Below are 17,995 nucleotides of genomic sequence, written 5' to 3'. Positions count from 1 at the left end.
TACCCTACGGGAAGCAAGCTACAGAATGACACTTTTAACCCGTTTTTAGTATAAATTTAGAGAACTCCACAAAAAAGATGTACTGCTTGCAGCAGCGCTAGTTCCCTCTGGGACGCTCCGCGTAGCAAGATTTCGACTTTTATTCCCCTTGCCTCTTGCCTCCTCAACGACGGGATATTTTTTTATTTGGAAGTCTGTTAGTTTACTGGAGGTATGATCACTAATTATAGGCTGTGATCCTTTCTCTAAATGGATTTTGAAATTTTGAGATATTACATCATTTTCTTATTCCGAAGACAAATTATAAAAGCAGTACAAAAAGCATCTGTCTTTAGATAGATAACAGTTATACCTAAAGACATATTGCTACTTGCAATTTAACGTTGTTAGATTAGTCTCGATACCTAAAAGCGCACAATTCATAAAACTTAGTCAGGTTTCTATAAATTTTCATTGATCCTAGCCCAAATAAAATTGGCATGACTAGAACATATATTAATCATCAAAAGCTAAATTCTTTAATTCGTAATATCTCTCTTTATCTGGGTGTCACTACCGCATTAATTGGATTTGTTGTTTTAATAGGATGGATATTTAATCTATCGGTTCTCAAAAGTCTGCTGCCAGAATTAGTGACAATGAAGGTAAATACAGCACTAAGTTTTCTGTTTAGTGGCATCTCTTTGTGGCTATGGCATCAACAAGAAAATTATCAAAACAAGAAGTTACATCTAAAATTATGCTCTCAAATATTGGCAGGAATTGTCGTACTGATTGCTTTACTGACATTAATTGAGTATAGCTATAATATCAACTTCGGAATTGATCAACTGCTGATTAAAGACGATATTAATGCTGTTGCTACTTACCATCCAGGACGGATGGCTCCGAATACAGCTATTTGCTTTTTCTGGTTGGGTTTAGCTTTAGTTTTCATCGAAAAAAAGATATTTAATGTTTCTCAATGTTTAGCATTGGGAAGTTTTTTAATTGCTTTATTAGGGTTGGCTGGCTATATTTTTGATATTCGCGTTTTCTATGGGATGCAACCCTTTACGGGGATGGCATTGAATACAAGTATCACTTTTATATTTTTAGGGTTAGGCGTTTTACTATCTTGTCCTGGAAACGGTTGGCTACGGGTGGTGATGAGTCCTTACCTTGGTGGTACTACTGCACGTCGGCTCTTACCTGTGGTTATCGGTATTCCCATCTTCAGTTCAGGATTCTTTTTATCTGCTTATCGCACAAATGCTATATCTATTGAATTGGGGTTGATACTGCGAGCAATTTTTAATATTTCGATTCTGGGTGGTGTGGTGTGGTGGAATGCCAGGTATCTCAATCTCATTGATCACAAATACCAAAAAACTCAACAAGCATTACAAGATGCTTATGATCATTTAGAATCAAGAGTTTATGAACGTACTACTCAATTAAATTCAGCCAATCAAGCTTTGAAAAATAGCCGTCATCAGTTAGCAAATTTGATTAATACTTTACCGGGAATTGTATTTTATCGTGGTGTTAATGATGATTACTCAATTCAGAGTTTAAGTGATGGCTATTTGTCTATTCTCGGTTACAGCAAAACAGATTTATCTAGTTATAGCGATCGCATCTTACAAAATTTAATTGTGCCAGAGGATTTTCCTAAAATTATTGCTGCCATCCAAACAGCCATAGATCAAAATAGTTCTTACGAAATAGAGTATCGTATTCGGACTCTATCTGGTGAGGAGAAATGGTTATGGGAAAAAGGTATAAAAATATCCGTTGATGGACAAATGCCAACCATTCAAGGATTTATCACAGAAATTACATCCCTCAAACGCTCACAAGAAGCTCTGCAAAATAGTGAAGAACGCTGGAGATTAGCCACAAGTTCTGCCCTAGATGCCATATGGGAGTGGAATTCTCATAGTGATTCCACCACTTTATCTGAACGTTGGTTTACCTTATTAGGAAAAAACCCCAAACATCTCACTATTAGCAGGTTAGAGTGGAAAAGTCATGTTCATCCTGATGATTGCCAACGGGTAATCAAATGTGTTGAAGATTATTTGACTCAAAAAACTCCTAAATATCACAGCGAATATCGGTTGCGGCATCAAGATGGTAGCTATAAATGGGTAGAATCTCAAGCCATTGCCCAATGGGACGAACAAGGAAATCCCCTGCGACTGGTGGGTTCAATAGCAGATATTACAGAACGCAAGCAGACGGAACAAGCCCTACGGGAAAGTGAGGCTAAGTTTCGGGAACTAGCCGAAAATATTCATGAGGTTTTTCATATCAACTCTGCTGATTTGAGTCAGATTTTATATATCAGTCCTGGTTATGAACAGATATGGGGACGGAGTTGCCAAAGCCTTTACCAAAACCCGAATTCTTGGATTGACTCCATGCACCCAGATGATTGCGATCGCGTTTTGGCTGCTTGCGAACGTCTGATTCAAGGAGAACCCTTAGAAGAAGAATATCGCATCATTCGCCCCAAAGGGGAAATACGTTGGATTTTTGCTCGTGTTTTCCCTATTTATAATCAATTGGGAATAATATTGCGTCATGCGGGGATTGCTGCGGATATCACTGAACGCAAACTGGCAGAAATTGCGGTTCAGCAAAGAGAAGAACGCTACCGTTCTTTGGTAGAAGCAACCGCCCAAGTTATTTGGATAACTGATCCTCACGGGCAATTCATTACTCCCCAGGAAAGTTGGGAGGCTTTCACCGGTCAATCTTTTCCAGAACATCAAGGATGGAATTGGCAATATGCTATTGATCCTGAGGACAGAGAACGCACAAAACAAGTTTGGTTTCAGGCTCTGGAAAATAGTCAGTTATATGCAAACGAATGTCGCATTCGGTCTAAAAATGGTGAATATCGCTATTTTTGGGTGCGGGCTGTGCCTGTTCTAGAAACTGATGGTTCTATCCGTGAATGGGTAGGAGCTTGTACTGACATCACAGATCGCAAACAAACTGAAATAGAAATCAAAGAACTTAACGAGCAATTAGAGGAGCGAGTGCAACAACGCACAGCCCAACTCACCGCAGCCAACAAAGAACTAGAAGCATTTTCTTACTCAGTTTCCCATGATCTCCGCGCCCCATTACGCGGTTTAGATGGCTTTAGTAAAACATTGCTAGAGCGTTATCAGGATCAACTAGACGATAAGGGTAAGCACTATCTAACTCGCATTCGGGCTGGAACACAGCGAATGGGAGAGCTAATTGATGATTTGCTGCAACTTTCAAGAGTGACTCGCTTCCATATGCAACATACTGAGGTTAACTTGAGTGCGATCGCTCAAGAAATTGCTCAAGAACTCAGCGAAAGTAACCCTAAAAGACAGGTAGAATGGCTGATTTCGACCGATCTCACCGTTAGCGGTGATCCCCGACTCCTTAAAATTGTCATGGAAAATCTTTTTAATAATGCTTGGAAGTTTACATCCGTAAAAGTACAGTCACAAATTGAATTTAGTTACAGAGCTTCACATAACGAAAATGGAGCAGATTTTACATATTTTGTTCGTGATAACGGAGTCGGTTTTGATGAAGCTTTTGCAAACAAGCTTTTTCAACCATTCCAACGTCTTCATACTATCGAAGAATTTCCAGGTACAGGCATAGGTTTAGCAACTGTACAAAGAGTCATTTATCGTCATGGTGGTCATATCTGGGCAAATGGAGTGGTTGGAGAAGGAGCCATCTTTCACTTTACTTTACAAAGTTAAGAAATGGTTAAGCTTGGATATTGCTCAATTTATTTTGATCTCCTACTAAGAGACTATTTGTGAAATCATCCCCTCATTTTTAGATTGTGATATTGCTATAACTTTAACGAATCTTTAATATAAACTCAGTAAAACTTCCTTAGTAAAAAAACACCCATCTTAATATTATTGTGAAACATACGATATACTCCAAGGTAATATGACCACAAAAAATACACTACTGATTATTGAGGACAATCCTGATGATATAGAACTAACACTGCTGGCATTTGAGCAAACAGGGCTACAAGAAAACGTTATAATTGCTAGAGACGGCGTTGAGGCAATTAATTATCTATTTGCAGAAAACAATACATCAGAATCTTTACCTGACTTGATTCTGTTAGATTTACAGCTACCCCGTATCAACGGATTAGAAGTTCTTCGACAAATTCGAGCTAATTCTCGGACTAGATTGTTACCTATTGTGATTTTGACGACCTCTAATGAAGAGAGAGATCGTCTTCAAGGCTACGGTTTGGGTTGCAACAGCTATATCCGCAAACCAGTCGATTACGACCAATTTGTGGATGTTATACAACAGCTAGGGATGTACTGGTTGGTTCTCAACAGTCCTCCGCCCCTAACCCAATAAAGAATTTTTATGACTGAGCAAATTAAAATTCTCATTGTTGAAGATAATTTAGACGATGCAGAATTAATTGTTTTGGAATTGGAAGCGGCAAATTACCAAATATTTTATCAACGAGTTGACACGATTGAGGCAATGGTAGCTGCTCTTGAATCCCAAGAATGGGATGTAATTTTAACAGACTATTCCATGCCCCAATTTAGTGCTGTAGCTGCACTCAGTTTGGTAAAAATATGGAAATTAGATACTCCTTTTATTGTTGTTTCAGGTTCAATAGGGGAAGAAATAGCTGTTACATTAATGAGAGATGGCGCTCATGATTATTTGCTTAAGCAAAACTTAACAAGGCTGGCTCCAGCTATTGAGAGAGAATTACGAGAAGCTAAGGTACGATGTGAACGTAAACAGGCATTGGAGAAAGTCCAATTTTTAGCATTTTATGATGAATTAACAGGCTTACCCAATCGCAATGCAGTCTTAAATATTTTACGAGAGCAGATCCTCAATCACTATAAATTTGCAGTTCTATTTATAGATATTGACCAATATCGCAAAATTAAATATGGCTTTGGACATATTAAAAGTGAACAACTGCTAATTGAAGTCGCCAAACGTCTACAAGCCAGCTTACGTCCTGGTGACTACTTAGCAAAAATGGGCAAGGATGAATTTATATTGATATTAGGAAATATCAGTCATGTAAGTGAAGCAGAAACCCATGCAATAGAAATGCATCGAGTCATAGATCCTCCCTTCGCACTAGAAGGTTTTGTAATTTATGCCTCTATTACAATTGGTGTCGTAGATTCCAGTCTTGGCTTTGATGAACCGGAAGAGTTTTTACGGGCAGCAGAAACTGCCAACTACACTGCTAAAGAACAGGGATTACAATATCCCACAGTTGTCTACAATCGCGGTATGCAAACCAGAGCTTTAGAGCGATTACAGATGGAAACTGAACTAAGGCAAGCAATCAACAAGCAACAGTTACAACTTTTTTATCAGCCAATTATTTCCCTCCATCCTTACAGAGTAGTGGGATTTGAAGCTTTGATTCGCTGGCAACACCCAGAACGAGGATGGATTTCACCGATTCAATTTATTCCTTTAGCAGAACAAACTGGGTTAATTATTCCCCTTGGTGACTGGATTTTAGAAACTGCTTGCCATCAATTAACTATTTGGCAAAATCAGTTTTTAGATGATCTACCTTTGAGTTTATCAGTCAATTTATCAGGGGTACAATTGAATGAAATAGGTGTAGTTCCCAACATTATTCATCGTTATCAATCTTTGAATTTGCATCAAATCACACTCAAGCTGGAAATTACAGAGAGTACGTTGATGAACAACACGCAAACAGTTATCGCCAGTTTAGAGGAATTTCGCGCCGCAGGTATCCAAATTAGCATTGATGATTTTGGTACTGGTTATTCTTCCCTGTCTTATTTACGCGATTTGCCTGTTGATACTCTCAAAATTGATCGCTCTTTTGTATCCCGAATAGATAGAGATGAGCAAAACTTGGGAATTGTGCAAGCCATTATTACTTTAGCCCACACTCTGGGCTTAGATGTGATTGCCGAAGGTGTGGAAACAGTTGCACAGATGAAAAGTTTGCGATCGCTTGGCTGCAAATATGGACAAGGCTATTTATTTTCTAAGGCAATACCATCTTCTCTCCTCGCTCAATGGCTGCAAAAAGCAAACAAAGAAATAGGCTTTGGTATCGATCTATTGAGTAAATAGTAATTGGTAATTGGTAATTGGTTGATTACAATTAATTATCTTCACTCAATATAAATCGGCTATAACAGTGATTGTCGTCTTGCTTGAATATCGTTATGATTGTGAAACAGACTCAAAATTAATTTTTGGCTAGACTTAAACTCCAGTAATATGTTTTATGGAACTTCCAATAAATACAAACTTGACTCAAGAAGTTTGGATAAACTGGCAAACATTGAAAAATAATGTTAACTCTTTGGGTCAATCAGCGCAGCAATTTGGTAAGTCTTTCAAGGAAACAGCAGATTACAAAACTGATCAGGCAATCAATATAATTACGGCAACTTTAGATCAAGCTAAAGGTTCTTTAGAAGATAGCTGGCAAACGGCCACACAAATTAAAAATACCACATCAGGAACAATTGAAAATGCAATTACTAATTCTGTAAAAGATTTAGTGACGAGACACCCAACATTTTTATGGTTTTTACAAATACTCGGTTGGGCAAGTAATCACCCAATTATCAGTTTAGTACTTATGCTCTTTATAATTGCTTTTGCTTGGAGCATATTTAAAGGAATTATTCGTTTAATTGAAACCGCTAGTTTGTCTATTTTAAAAATTCCCTTTCAATTAATTCAAGCTTTATTTAAAACTATTTTTTTGTCATTAAATAAATTTGGTAATTTCCAGTTGGCAAAAATTCCCAATACTAACAAAAATAATAATTATATTTCCGTAGTAACTGCTGATGAAACAATTTATCTAAATAAACAACAAAGATTAGTAGAAATTTCTCTTCGTTTAGAAGCAATTCAAGCAGAACAGCAGCAGCTTTTACAAGAAGCAGCCAACCTCATTGGCTCAGAAACAACAGATAAGTAAAGTGGTGATACCATTTCTTTATGAGGATGCACTTTATTCGCGGATGTAGAGACGTTACATGGAACGTCTCTACGGTATTTATAGTAATTCTGTAATTGGAAATTGGCGTTGTTTATCTAATTCTTGTATCCGCATTTTCTCTGCATATATGGCACCTGCATAAGATTTATATTTATCTGGTTCTGCTTGAATATCAATTTTTTCCCACAGTTCCATAAAGTGACGATAACGTTTTTCTCTCAAGACTATTTCCATACAAGCAAGGGTTGCTTGAACTACTTGGGGAGTACGCAGTATTTCTTTATTAGTTTTTTCATTCAAATGAAATAAATGTGAGATTAATCCCAATTCTTCAGATAATTCTAAATACCTGTTTTGTAAATTGGAAATCAAATCAGCTTCATCTGTTAATTCTGAAATCTGTAGCCATAAAAACCGGTGATGAGAAAGACTTAATTCTAAATTTCGCTCTTCTAATTCGTTAATTATTAGTTGACGCTGTTCTGGACAATGGAGATAAATTTGTAATAATAACGCCTCGGCTTGTTCTAATAAACTACGTTCGGTATTTACTAGAGAGAGCTTTGGCGTTTTAGACTCCTGTTTGCGAAACCGTGATGGTGGAGTTTGCACACTAGCGGGTGCAATTTGAGTTAGTAGATTCTCAACTCGTAGGGGAATAATTCTAGAGTCCCCTAAGCTGAGTATTTCTGCACAGTAGGAAATGTAGTAATTAAGAGTATCACTATTAACTATATTTTGCAAGAGTTTAACTATTTGTTGCGTGACTTGTTGGAAGTCAGTAGCTTGTCTTAAATCTCTATTTTGAATAATTTGGTCAATTTGCCAATTAAGCCATAGTGGGGCGTTTGCTAATAGTTGCTGATAATCTGCTGATGTATGACTTTGTAAATATTCGTCAGCATCTTTACCATTGGGTAAGTTAAGAATTTTTAATTGCACTTCGCCTTTATATGCTAAAGCCGCGATTTCACCGATCGCTCTTTCGGCGGCGTTAGTTCCCGCTTTGTCAGCATCAAAGTTGAGTATTAGTTGTTTGGAATCGGTGTAACGCAATAGTAGCCGGACTTGTTCTATGCTTAATGCTGTACCTAGAGAAGCGACGGCGTTGTTAATTCCCGCAGCATGGAGAGCGATCGCATCAAAATACCCCTCAACCACCACAGCTTGATCTGATTTAGCAATTCCATCTTTGGCTTGATCTAGCGCAAATAAGGTTTTACCTTTACTGAAAAGTTCGGTTTCCGGGGAATTTAAATATTTTGGTTGTTCTTCTGTCAGTGTTCTCCCACCAAAAGCAATTACTCGCCCTTGTACATCGCGGATGGGAATCATCAGCCTATCCCGGAATACATCATAATATCCGCCCCCTTCTTTCCTCGGTTTAATCAAACCTGCTTTTTCCACCAGTTGCACTGGATAATGTTTATCTTCCACCAAATACCGATGCAGGGTTTCCCAACCTGCGGGAGCATAACCTAAACCAAATTGTTGAATTGTTTCTTCTTTGAGTTGACGATTTTCACGCAAATACTGCATCACCTTTTGTTGCTGGGTGTGTCTAAGGGCGTGTTGATAAAACTGGGCTGTGGAAGCTAAAACTTCATACAACTGCTCACGCAAAGATAACTGGCGCTGTAATTCTTGTTTTTGCTCAGGTTCTAAGGTTTGTACAGGTACTTGATAACGCCGCGCCAAGTCTAGTACTACTTCTGCAAAGTGTCTTTTTCCCAAATCCATGACAAACTTAATCGCGTTACCTCCAGCTTGACAACCGAAGCAATAAAACATTTGCTTGCTGGGGCTAACGGTGAAACTCGGACTTTTCTCATCATGGAAAGGGCATAAACCGACAAAATCTTTCCCTCGCTTCCTCAATACCACATACTCCGAGACAACATCAACAATATCAGCCCGGAGTTTAACTTCTTCAATTGTGTCTGGATGTAAGCGGGGGATTTCCATTTTTTAGGAGACTGGGGACTGGGGACTGGGGATTGGGGATTGGGGACTGGGGATTGGGGATTGGGGATTGGGGATTGGGGATTGGGGATTGGGGATTGGTAAACACTTTTTCAGGTTCTAGATGATTCTAAATCCTCTTCTTCCTTCTTCCTTCTTCTTTCTCCTGACTCCTGACTCCTGACTCCTGCTTCCTGTCTCCCACCTTCAGATACTATTATAATTCTTGTTTTCAGCCGGGAATACTCGCTAAAATTGCATACGCTGGAGCTTAACAACGGGAAGAATCAAAATGGGACGTATTTTTATTTCGGCGGCGCATGGAGGAAGAGAAGCCGGAGGAATTGATCCTGGTGCGATCGCAGGTGGTACGACTGAAGCCAAAGAAATGATTTTGTTACGTGATTTAATTGTGACAGAACTCAGAGCGCGTAGCATCGAAGTTTTATCGGTTCCTGATGATTTAAGCGCTGCCCAAACTATTACCTGGATTAATTCTCGCGCTCGTTCTACTGATGTCGCGCTAGAAATTGCAGCTGATGCAGCTAGTAGTCCTACAGTCAGAGGGGCTAGTGCTTACTACATTGCTAACAATAATCAACGCAAGCAAAATGCAGAAATGTTGCTGATGGGATTGTTGCGTCGTGTACCTCAACTACCTAATCGTGGCGTTAAGCCAGATACAGATAGCGGCTTAGGTAGTTTGCAATTCTGTCGCCAAACAACTCTTCCTGCTTTATTAATACAAGTAGCCTTTCTCAGCAATCCGGATGATCGCAATTTATTACAAACTCGTCGCCGTGATTTTGCCTTGGGAATTGTTGACGGATTAATAGCTTGGAGTCGCGCAATTGACCCAACGCCAGGAACACCTCCAGAGGCAAACTATCCACCAATTAATATTAATATAAATGGTCAAAATTATCCAGAGCAAGGAGTATTAATTAATGGCAACTCTTATATTCCTATTGATTTAGTAGATCGTTTACGAATTGATTTATCAACATCACCTAATGTAATTCGTGCTACTTATCGGCGTATAGTTTATATTAAAGCCATAGAACTCCGAGATTTTAATATTTCTGTTGGCTGGGATGCTGCAACTACTACTCTCAATCTGCGCTCCATTCTCACAGTTTGTACTGGTCAAATAAACCAGATTATCTCTAATGGTAATACCACAGAAGTACAGCTACAAATCTTTCTGAAAAACAACAATGAAAATGCCATTGTTCAGTTTCCTGATATTCCCAAGCTCTATCGAGAAGAAGCTACTCTCGAAGGAGTAAATTATGATATTGCTTTTTGCCAAATGTGTCTAGAAACAGGATTTTTACGTTTTGGCAGCGATATCAAACCTCAGCAAAATAACTTTGCAGGTTTAGGTGCAATAGGTGGTGGAACAGAAGCTGCATCTTTTCCTAGTGCCAGAATTGGTGTGAGAGCGCATATTCAACATTTAAAAGCTTATGCCAGTTTAGAACCTTTAGTCCAGCAAGAAGTAGATCCTCGGTTTAGATTTGTAACTAGAGGTATTTCTCCCTCTGTTGATCAACTATCAGGAAGATGGTCAGCAGATTTAGATTATGGGACAAAAATTAAAGCGATGTTTAAAAGGCTTTATGAATCAGCAAAATTAATTTGAGTGATGAGCAACCAAAGGATAATTTTGATTAATTTCTGCAACTTTTGCACCTAAAGCTCGTCCATAATCTATGACAGTAATAACAACTATTAATTACACGAGATGCAGACTCTTATGCGCTTACCTATTGCTATTGGTGCAGGATTACTAATTTCTTTTGGGTTATATTCACCATTGATTGCTCAACCACCTATTCAAATCGCACAAGCACGACCCACTAATTCCAATTTGGGACAATTAAGAAAAAATAGGCAATTATGGAAACAGCAAAAGATATCTAAATATCGCTATCAATTAACGCGCAGTTGCTTCTGCACACCAGAAGCTAGAGGCCCTGTGATTGTTCAAGTCCGTAATGGTGTGACAACTTCTGTGATTTCTGTAGCAACTGGTCAGCCTGTTGATCAAGAATTATTTAAACAATATAATACTGTCCCTAAGCTGTTTAGTGTAATTCAGGATGCGATCGCTCGTAAAGCAGATAGTCTAACGGTGAAATATGACCCCAAACTCGGCTACCCGACCCAAATTAACGTTGATTATAGCCAACAGATGGCAGATGAAGAATTATATTTGACAATTGAAAATTTTCAAATACTGAAATAACGCATCTATTCCTCTGTAACAATAGATAGAACTTACGCAAGATGTGACGGAAAATTTTATTCTTACGTAGCAGTAATTCATGAATTACCGCTACTTTTATTATGTTTTGCGTAAGTCTTAAATAAGCTTCATCCATCAATACCTACAAAAAATGGACAAGGTATTGATTTAAAGTTAAACATCACTAAAGTAATAACAAAATAAATTCACAATATAATTATCCCAAAAGTTATATTACACACATATGTAAAGATTCAGAATACAGAATATTTGATATAGCAGGGAAAAGGGAACAGAAGAGAAAAATCTTCTTCCTCCTGACTCCTGACCTCTGAATTCTTACATACATATACATATTTAAATATTCCTCAAGACTGATTGTCTGATCGAATCTAATAATAGATAATATTTCTGGAAATATATACTATCAAAAACTTTATGGCAAAGTCAATTGAATTTAAATTATTTGCTCCTTATAACAAAGGAGTAGCCTTAATTGGGTCTTTTTCTAATTGGCAAGAAATACCAATGGAAAAAGGGAAAGATGGATATTTTCGGACAAATGTAAAATTAGCAGACGGAAGTTATAAATATAAATTTCGAGTTCAATCAAATTCCTGGTTTTTTGACCCAGAACAGTGGGTTGATGTCACAGATCCCTATGCCACAGACATTGATGAAATGGGCGGAAAAGATAATGGTATTATCAGCATAAAAGATGGGGAAATTATTATTGATAACTATGTTTGGAGACATGAGGACAAACACCTATCACCAGATCATGAACTAGTAATTTATGAAATGCACGTTGGTGATTTTTCCGGTGGAGAAGATGACCCTTATGCAAGAGGCAAATATAAACACGTAGTCGAAAAATTAGATTACCTATCTGAATTAGGAATCAATGCTATTGAGTTGATGCCTATTAAAGAATATCCTGGTAGCTATAGCTGGGGTTACAATCCGCGTCACTTCTTTGCCACAGAATCTAGTTATGGTTCTACAGCAGATTTAAAAAATATGATTGATGAGTGTCATGCTAGAGGCATTCGTGTAATTATGGACGGGATTTACAACCACTCAGAAGCATCCAGTCCCCTCACCCAAATTGACCATGATTATTGGTATCATCACTCTCCTCGTGATCCAGACAATAATTGGGGACCAGAATTTAATTACGAACATTACGACGAAAATTTAGATAGCTATCCAGCTAGAAAATTTATTGGTGATACAATCCGATTTTGGATTGAAGAATATCATATAGACGGCATTCGTTATGATGCTGCTAGACAAATCGCCAACTACGATTTCATGCACTGGATTGTTGAAGAAACTCGAAAAACTGCTGGTGTTAAGCCTTTTTATAACATTGCTGAACATATTCCAGAAACTACCAGTATCACTAATCAAGATGGTCCAATGGACGGTTGCTGGCATGATAGTTTCCGGCACACAATTACAGTACATATTTGCGGTGATGTCTTTGATTTAGAAAATCTCAAAGATGTCATTGACTGTAAACGTCAAGGCTTCATGGGTACAACTAATGTTGTTAATTATTTAACTAATCATGACCATGATCATCTGATGGTTGAGTTGGCTAATCGTGATATTTTTGATGAAGAAGCTGTGAAGCGAGCTAAGTTAGGAGCAGCTATTCTCATGACAGCCATTGGTGTACCTTTGATTTGGATGGGGGAAGAATTTGGTGAATATAAACCCAAACAAATTTCTTCAGCAAAAATTGATTGGAATTTGCTAGGTAATGACCTAAATCGCAGCTTATTTGATTACTATAAAGGCTTGATTAATCTGCGTCAGAATAATCATGCACTCCATACAGAAAACATTGATTTTATCCACGAAAATCCAGAAACAAAAGTGCTGGCTTATAGTCGCTGGAATGAAGAAGGTTCTCGTGTAGTAGTCGCGGCAAACTTTTCAGAAAATTTCCTAGCTGGTTATGAAATTACTAATTTTCCTGCTGACGGTAAATGGCACGAATGGACAGGTGATTATGATATAGCCGCAGGTGAAAATAGTATCATGACTGACTTAGGTCCTTACGAAGCCAAAGTATTTGTCTGGCAGGGATGAAATATTATTTGACTTAAAAGAGTATTCTAGTCATGTAGAGTAGGGGGTAGATAACCCCCTTTATAAAAATGTAAGTTATAAGATTTAGTACATTAAAATTCATCTGGATAAATATATATTCAATTAAATCAATTATAAATTAATAATATTATTTAACTTCAATGGAAGAATATTGTATTTTTTTCGGAAAATGTGTATAGTAATCGTTCGCACATTAAATAGCCCTAGACAAATCAAGCGATTTGCGCCATGATTAACAAGTTAATTAACACTAACATTAAGAATTCCCACGTTCTGTTAACTCCAAATGAAGTTAAAGCTAAATTACCTCTAACTAAGTCTGTAGAACAGAAAATTTTGCAATTCAGACAAGAAATAGAACATATTCTTGATTTTCAAGATAGCAGAAAATTTATTGTAGTTGGGCCTTGTTCAATTCATGATCCTAAAGCAGCTATAGAGTATGCAGAAAAATTGAAACTTTTAGCAGCTAAAGTTGAAGATAAACTGCTGCTAATTATGCGGGTTTATTTTGAAAAACCCAGAACAACTGTAGGTTGGAAAGGATTAATTAATGATCCAGATATGGATGATTCTTTTCATGTAGAACGTGGAATTTTAATTGCTCGTAATCTGTTATTAAAATTAACAGAGCTAGGATTACCAACTGCCACAGAAGCACTTGATCCCATTATTCCTCAATATATTAGCGAATTAGTAGCTTGGTCAGCAATTGGAGCCAGAACAACTGAATCACAAACGCACCGAGAAATGGCTAGTGGACTTTCCATGCCAGTCGGTTTTAAAAATGGCACAGATGGTAATATTAATGTAGCTTTGAATGCTCTAAAATCAGCGAAAGAATCACATAATTTTTTAGGCATTAATCAAAAGGGACAGGTGAGCGTATTTCAAACGAGAGGTAATACTTATGGTCATGTAATTTTGCGTGGAGGAAGTCAACCTAACTTTGATATAGATAATGTCAAATTAGTGGAAGAACAATTAAAATCAGCAAATTTACCACCGAGAATAGTGATTGATTGTAGTCATGGTAATACCAATAAAGACTATAGAAAACAACCTTTTGTTTTAGAAAATGTGATTCAGCAAGTAGTTGATGGTAATACTTCAATTGTAGGAATGATGCTAGAATCAAATTTATATGAAGGTAGTCAACCAATTACTGGGAAACGGGAAGAATTGCAATATGGTGTTTCAGTAACTGATAAATGTATTGGTTGGGAGGAAACGGAAAAGATTATTTTGGCTGCTTATACTCAACTCAAATAAATCAAATCTAGCAGAGACGCAGGTTAATTTTTCTGCGTACCTCTGCGCTTTATACTAAAAACGGGTTAAAAGTGTCATTCTGAACGAAGTGAAGAATCTCCGAGATACTTCGCTGCACTACGTTACGCTCAGTATGACATAAGTCCAAATTTCACCCGTTGGCAGTATAATTCTACATTTAAAGTCAGAATTCAGGAGTCAGGAGTCAGGAGAAAGAAGAAGGAAGAAGGAAGAAGGAAGAATATTTTTCTCTTCTGTTCCCTGCTATATCAAATATTCAGTATCCTGAATCCTTACTATTTAAAAATCACAAAATTGAGCTAATTTTCTGCAAATAAATATTTAAAAAATCTTCTTCTCTCTCTAAAATGTAATCTTCAGTTAACCTCTTATGGCGAATAGAAACATTATTTTCTTTTTTAATAACTGCCATTGAACCATCTATTGTATCCCTTAATAAGATCATTTCCGTTTCACTGGGATTATCCAAAACAACAATATTACTACCTTGATAAAGCATTCCTTCAGCTTCTAGAATATCTTCTGGATATTCAGCAATTAGTAAATCTAATTGGGGATGACGCAACAAAGTTTGCACATTGTAGTTGTAATCTTGATGCAAAATTTTTTCTGATCGATTGATAAATATTCCCTCATTACATACAGCACCAATTATCAAGTCGGGATATTTTAATAAAAGATGATCAATTGTTGCTTGTAATTCGGTGAGACTAATTTTATTAAAAGTGATGATTGGGATCTTGGCATCTTGAGTAGATTTAAAAAAGGTTGATAAAATATGAAAAGGAACATCAATACTTTCACCTTTAACTGGGTTAAGGTGCATTAAAATACCAGGTGCAGCATTAATTTTTAAAATAGTAAAATTACCAGATTTCCAAGATTTAGATATATTTTTAGCAATGATATCAATACCCAGACAAGTGAGACGAAAGTTTTGGGCTATGTCTTGGGCTAAGATAATATTGTCAGGATGAATTGTGTTTGTTACATTGATGCTAATACCACCAGACGATATATTTGCAACTTTGCTAAGATAAATAGTGCGATCGCTCTTCACTATACTATCCAAGCCTAGTCTCTGTTCATTTAGATACAATTCCATCCCTTCATTAATCAAAATCTTACTCATGGGTGAGGTGGGTGTATCTCTTCGTTTCGGGTGGCGATTTTCGCGTTTGATTAATTCTCTAATAGTTGAATACCCATCACCTACAACCGACGCTGGTATAAGTTCTGTAGCAGCGACAAATTTACGATTTACACACAGTAACCGAAAATTATTTCCCGAAATACTTTTTTCAACAATTATCCGCTGTGATTCCTCTTTTGGAATTGCTAATATTGCCTTATTATAGGCAGATTTTAACTCTTTAGCATTTTGTACATCAGGAGTTACACCAATTCTTTTATGACCTACCACAGGTTTAATTGCAACTGGGTAGCCAATTTCTCGCGCTACAGCTAAAGCTGCTTTTTCAGAAATAACAATATCACCATTGGGAACTGGGAAACCCAATCTTTGTAGAAATTCCTTACTGTCATCTTTGCGGGTAGTGAATTCTGAATCTAGATGACTATCAATCTCAAAAGTTGTTGCTACTCCGCGTATTTGTTTTTTACCATAGCCATATTGCATTAATCCTTCTTCCCATAAATAGAAAGCAGGAATACCCTGTTGATATGCAGCTTGCAATAAAGCATAAACGGTAGATCCACCATAAACAGATTCTCGAAAACTATTTTGTAATTTAATTAACCGTTCTTCAAAGGGGAAATCTTTATTTTGAGAGATGCTTTCCAACCAATCCCAAACTAAGTAAACTACTCCTCTAATTGTTTGTTCATGAAGTGCTTGAATACCAATTCTTACATAAGAAGGATATGGCTTAATAGTCCAATTGTTAAGATGTAAACCCATATCTAATTTGCCTACTTCAGAGACAACATGGGCAAATAAATCAGCATATAATTGATATTTTTGACTTGCTAAGTGAGGATAAAAATCACTAATAATTACAGCATACTCTTTAATCGGTAGCGGATCTCGATGTTCAGTCAAAGCAAAATCAAATACTAATGCGCCTGTATCTAAATAAGGGTTTGAACCAATATAATACTTGAAGTTGAAAATATCAAAGACATCAGTTCTTCTGGCATTGATACGGATTCTATCAGTGCTTTGCTCTTGAAACATTAATTGTTAACCTTTGGCTAGACAACTCAAAATCTTGATTCTGAGTAATTTAACTCAGAGTCTTTGGATTTCAATTGACTCATACTGGTTTACGCTATTTTTCCGATTCCCATCTACTTCTATTATGCAAAAAATCAGCTATCTCAGGGCATAATTTAAACTTGATTAAAGTTTTCTAAATTAGTATTTAGGCAGGAATGATAAAAATATCACTTGGAAAAGATGTAATATAGCAATTCCCATTCAAGTGAGGTACAAGTAGTAAAAATGGAACGCAGATAGACGCAGATAAACGCAGATAAATGTAGATGATTTTGTACCTCATGAGACTAGGAAATGCTATGGACATGAATTTTATTAATTTTTCTGTGGTGATTGGCAAGATCAATTATCCATTGGACTAAATTATTCAAACAGGATATTAAAGCAAATTATGATTGCCAAAATTGAAAATTTACATCACTGTTAGCCACAACAACCGCAGCAGCGAAATTATCTGCTGGTACTAATTCTTTTAAAACCCAATCTCCTGATACAAGCAATTGAGCCGATTCTGTGGGTGTTAAATAAATCTCAATTTGCTCCAACTGAACTAAACCATCGCCAGTTGCTTTTAAATACGCTTCTTTGCAAGTCCAGTAACGAAAAAATACCTGTTCTTGTTGTTGAGGAGAGAGTAATTTAATTACTTCATATTCTTTGGCTAAAAAGAAGCGTTTAGCAAGACTTTCTAAATCTGACATGGGGCGGACATATTCTAAATCAACCCCAATTAATCGCTGATAGCTTACTCCACACAAACCCAAATCTTGAGAATGTGACAAATTAAAAAATACCCCACTATCGGCAAATTTAGCAGCTAAAATAGGCTTTCCACGTTGTTGATAATCAAACTCTATTTGTGACGGATTTACACTTAAATACCGTCCTAAAATAGCGCGGAGACTACCACGACCAATAATAAAACGCTGACGATGTTCAGGAAAATAAAACCGTTCAGCGCGAGCAATTTCTCCACTAGATAGAGTTTCTCGAAAAGATTGTATCTGTGATTCTGGTTGGTTGAGGTTTATTTTCCAGATATGCACATGATCTGGTGAGAAAGTTAAATCTGTAGGAGCAGGTAGCCAAATATGATTAAACGTACTCATTCTTGATTGTA

Annotated in this window: 11 protein-coding genes; 8 read left to right on the top strand and 3 right to left on the bottom strand. The window is 37.0% G+C overall.

Annotated elements, in window-relative coordinates:
• Positions 1-479 precede the first annotated feature (479 nt).
• The 4 genes from VB713_RS10745 (at position 480) to VB713_RS10730 (ending at position 6,988) form a co-directional block, all read left to right on the top strand.
• Positions 480-3,743 carry a PAS domain-containing protein gene (locus VB713_RS10745; protein ID WP_323311548.1) on the top strand — a complete coding sequence of 1,088 codons (3,264 nt, stop codon included), beginning with the start codon at positions 480-482 and terminating at the stop codon, positions 3,741-3,743.
• Positions 3,744-3,942: 199 nt separating this feature from the next.
• Positions 3,943-4,377 (top strand): response regulator, encoded by a 435-nt coding sequence (locus tag VB713_RS10740; protein WP_323311547.1) that lies wholly within the window; start codon positions 3,943-3,945, stop codon positions 4,375-4,377.
• Between the two features lie 9 nt (positions 4,378-4,386).
• Positions 4,387-6,123, top strand: a complete 1,737-nt coding sequence (locus VB713_RS10735) for a putative bifunctional diguanylate cyclase/phosphodiesterase (RefSeq protein WP_323311546.1) — start codon at positions 4,387-4,389, stop codon at positions 6,121-6,123.
• Between the two features lie 157 nt (positions 6,124-6,280).
• Positions 6,281-6,988 (top strand): hypothetical protein, encoded by a 708-nt coding sequence (locus tag VB713_RS10730; RefSeq protein ID WP_323311545.1) that lies wholly within the window; start codon positions 6,281-6,283, stop codon positions 6,986-6,988.
• Positions 6,989-7,066: 78 nt separating this feature from the next.
• Here VB713_RS10730 and dnaG read toward each other — a convergent pair whose 3' ends face one another.
• Positions 7,067-8,974, bottom strand: a complete 1,908-nt coding sequence (gene dnaG, locus VB713_RS10725; protein WP_323311544.1) for a DNA primase — start codon at positions 8,972-8,974, stop codon at positions 7,067-7,069.
• Between the two features lie 289 nt (positions 8,975-9,263).
• Between dnaG and VB713_RS10720 the strand changes: the two genes are divergently transcribed.
• The 4 genes from VB713_RS10720 to VB713_RS10705 all read left to right on the top strand — a co-directional run bounded on the left by VB713_RS10720 (position 9,264) and on the right by VB713_RS10705 (position 14,615).
• Positions 9,264-10,616, top strand: a complete 1,353-nt coding sequence (locus VB713_RS10720) for an N-acetylmuramoyl-L-alanine amidase (RefSeq protein ID WP_323311543.1) — start codon at positions 9,264-9,266, stop codon at positions 10,614-10,616.
• A 114-nt stretch (positions 10,617-10,730) separates the two neighbouring features.
• Positions 10,731-11,222, top strand: a complete 492-nt coding sequence (locus VB713_RS10715) for a DUF6174 domain-containing protein (protein WP_323311542.1) — start codon at positions 10,731-10,733, stop codon at positions 11,220-11,222.
• Between the two features lie 438 nt (positions 11,223-11,660).
• Positions 11,661-13,322: an alpha-amylase family glycosyl hydrolase gene (locus VB713_RS10710; protein WP_323311541.1), complete on the top strand. Its 1,662-nt coding sequence runs from the start codon at positions 11,661-11,663 to the stop codon at positions 13,320-13,322.
• 249 nt (positions 13,323-13,571) lie between these two features.
• The gene (locus tag VB713_RS10705) at positions 13,572-14,615 is read left to right on the top strand and encodes a 3-deoxy-7-phosphoheptulonate synthase (protein ID WP_323311540.1); all 1,044 of its coding nucleotides are present in this window, start codon (positions 13,572-13,574) and stop codon (positions 14,613-14,615) included.
• A 307-nt stretch (positions 14,616-14,922) separates the two neighbouring features.
• Here VB713_RS10705 and VB713_RS10700 read toward each other — a convergent pair whose 3' ends face one another.
• On the bottom strand, positions 14,923-16,833 hold the full coding sequence (locus tag VB713_RS10700) for an acetate--CoA ligase family protein (protein WP_323311539.1): 1,911 nt from the start codon (positions 16,831-16,833) through the stop codon (positions 14,923-14,925).
• 431 nt (positions 16,834-17,264) lie between these two features.
• The gene (gene hetI, locus VB713_RS10695) at positions 17,265-17,984 is read right to left on the bottom strand and encodes a 4'-phosphopantetheinyl transferase HetI (protein WP_323311538.1); all 720 of its coding nucleotides are present in this window, start codon (positions 17,982-17,984) and stop codon (positions 17,265-17,267) included.
• Between the last annotated feature and the right edge of the window lie 11 nt (positions 17,985-17,995).

Origin of the sequence: Anabaena cylindrica UHCC 0172 (assembly GCF_034931625.1) — a bacterium.
GTDB lineage: Bacteria > Cyanobacteriota > Cyanobacteriia > Cyanobacteriales > Nostocaceae > Anabaena > Anabaena cylindrica_A.
This window is presented reverse-complemented; position numbering and strand designations above follow the sequence as displayed.

Coding starts and splice junctions, on each gene's coding strand:
- VB713_RS10745 (WP_323311548.1), top strand. CDS start 480: ATGACTAGAACATATATTAATCATCAAAAGCTAAATTCTTTAATTCGT.
- VB713_RS10740 (WP_323311547.1), top strand. CDS start 3,943: ATGACCACAAAAAATACACTACTGATTATTGAGGACAATCCTGATGAT.
- VB713_RS10735 (WP_323311546.1), top strand. CDS start 4,387: ATGACTGAGCAAATTAAAATTCTCATTGTTGAAGATAATTTAGACGAT.
- VB713_RS10730 (WP_323311545.1), top strand. CDS start 6,281: ATGGAACTTCCAATAAATACAAACTTGACTCAAGAAGTTTGGATAAAC.
- dnaG (WP_323311544.1), bottom strand. CDS start 8,974: ATGGAAATCCCCCGCTTACATCCAGACACAATTGAAGAAGTTAAACTC.
- VB713_RS10720 (WP_323311543.1), top strand. CDS start 9,264: ATGGGACGTATTTTTATTTCGGCGGCGCATGGAGGAAGAGAAGCCGGA.
- VB713_RS10715 (WP_323311542.1), top strand. CDS start 10,731: ATGCGCTTACCTATTGCTATTGGTGCAGGATTACTAATTTCTTTTGGG.
- VB713_RS10710 (WP_323311541.1), top strand. CDS start 11,661: ATGGCAAAGTCAATTGAATTTAAATTATTTGCTCCTTATAACAAAGGA.
- VB713_RS10705 (WP_323311540.1), top strand. CDS start 13,572: ATGATTAACAAGTTAATTAACACTAACATTAAGAATTCCCACGTTCTG.
- VB713_RS10700 (WP_323311539.1), bottom strand. CDS start 16,833: ATGTTTCAAGAGCAAAGCACTGATAGAATCCGTATCAATGCCAGAAGA.
- hetI (WP_323311538.1), bottom strand. CDS start 17,984: ATGAGTACGTTTAATCATATTTGGCTACCTGCTCCTACAGATTTAACT.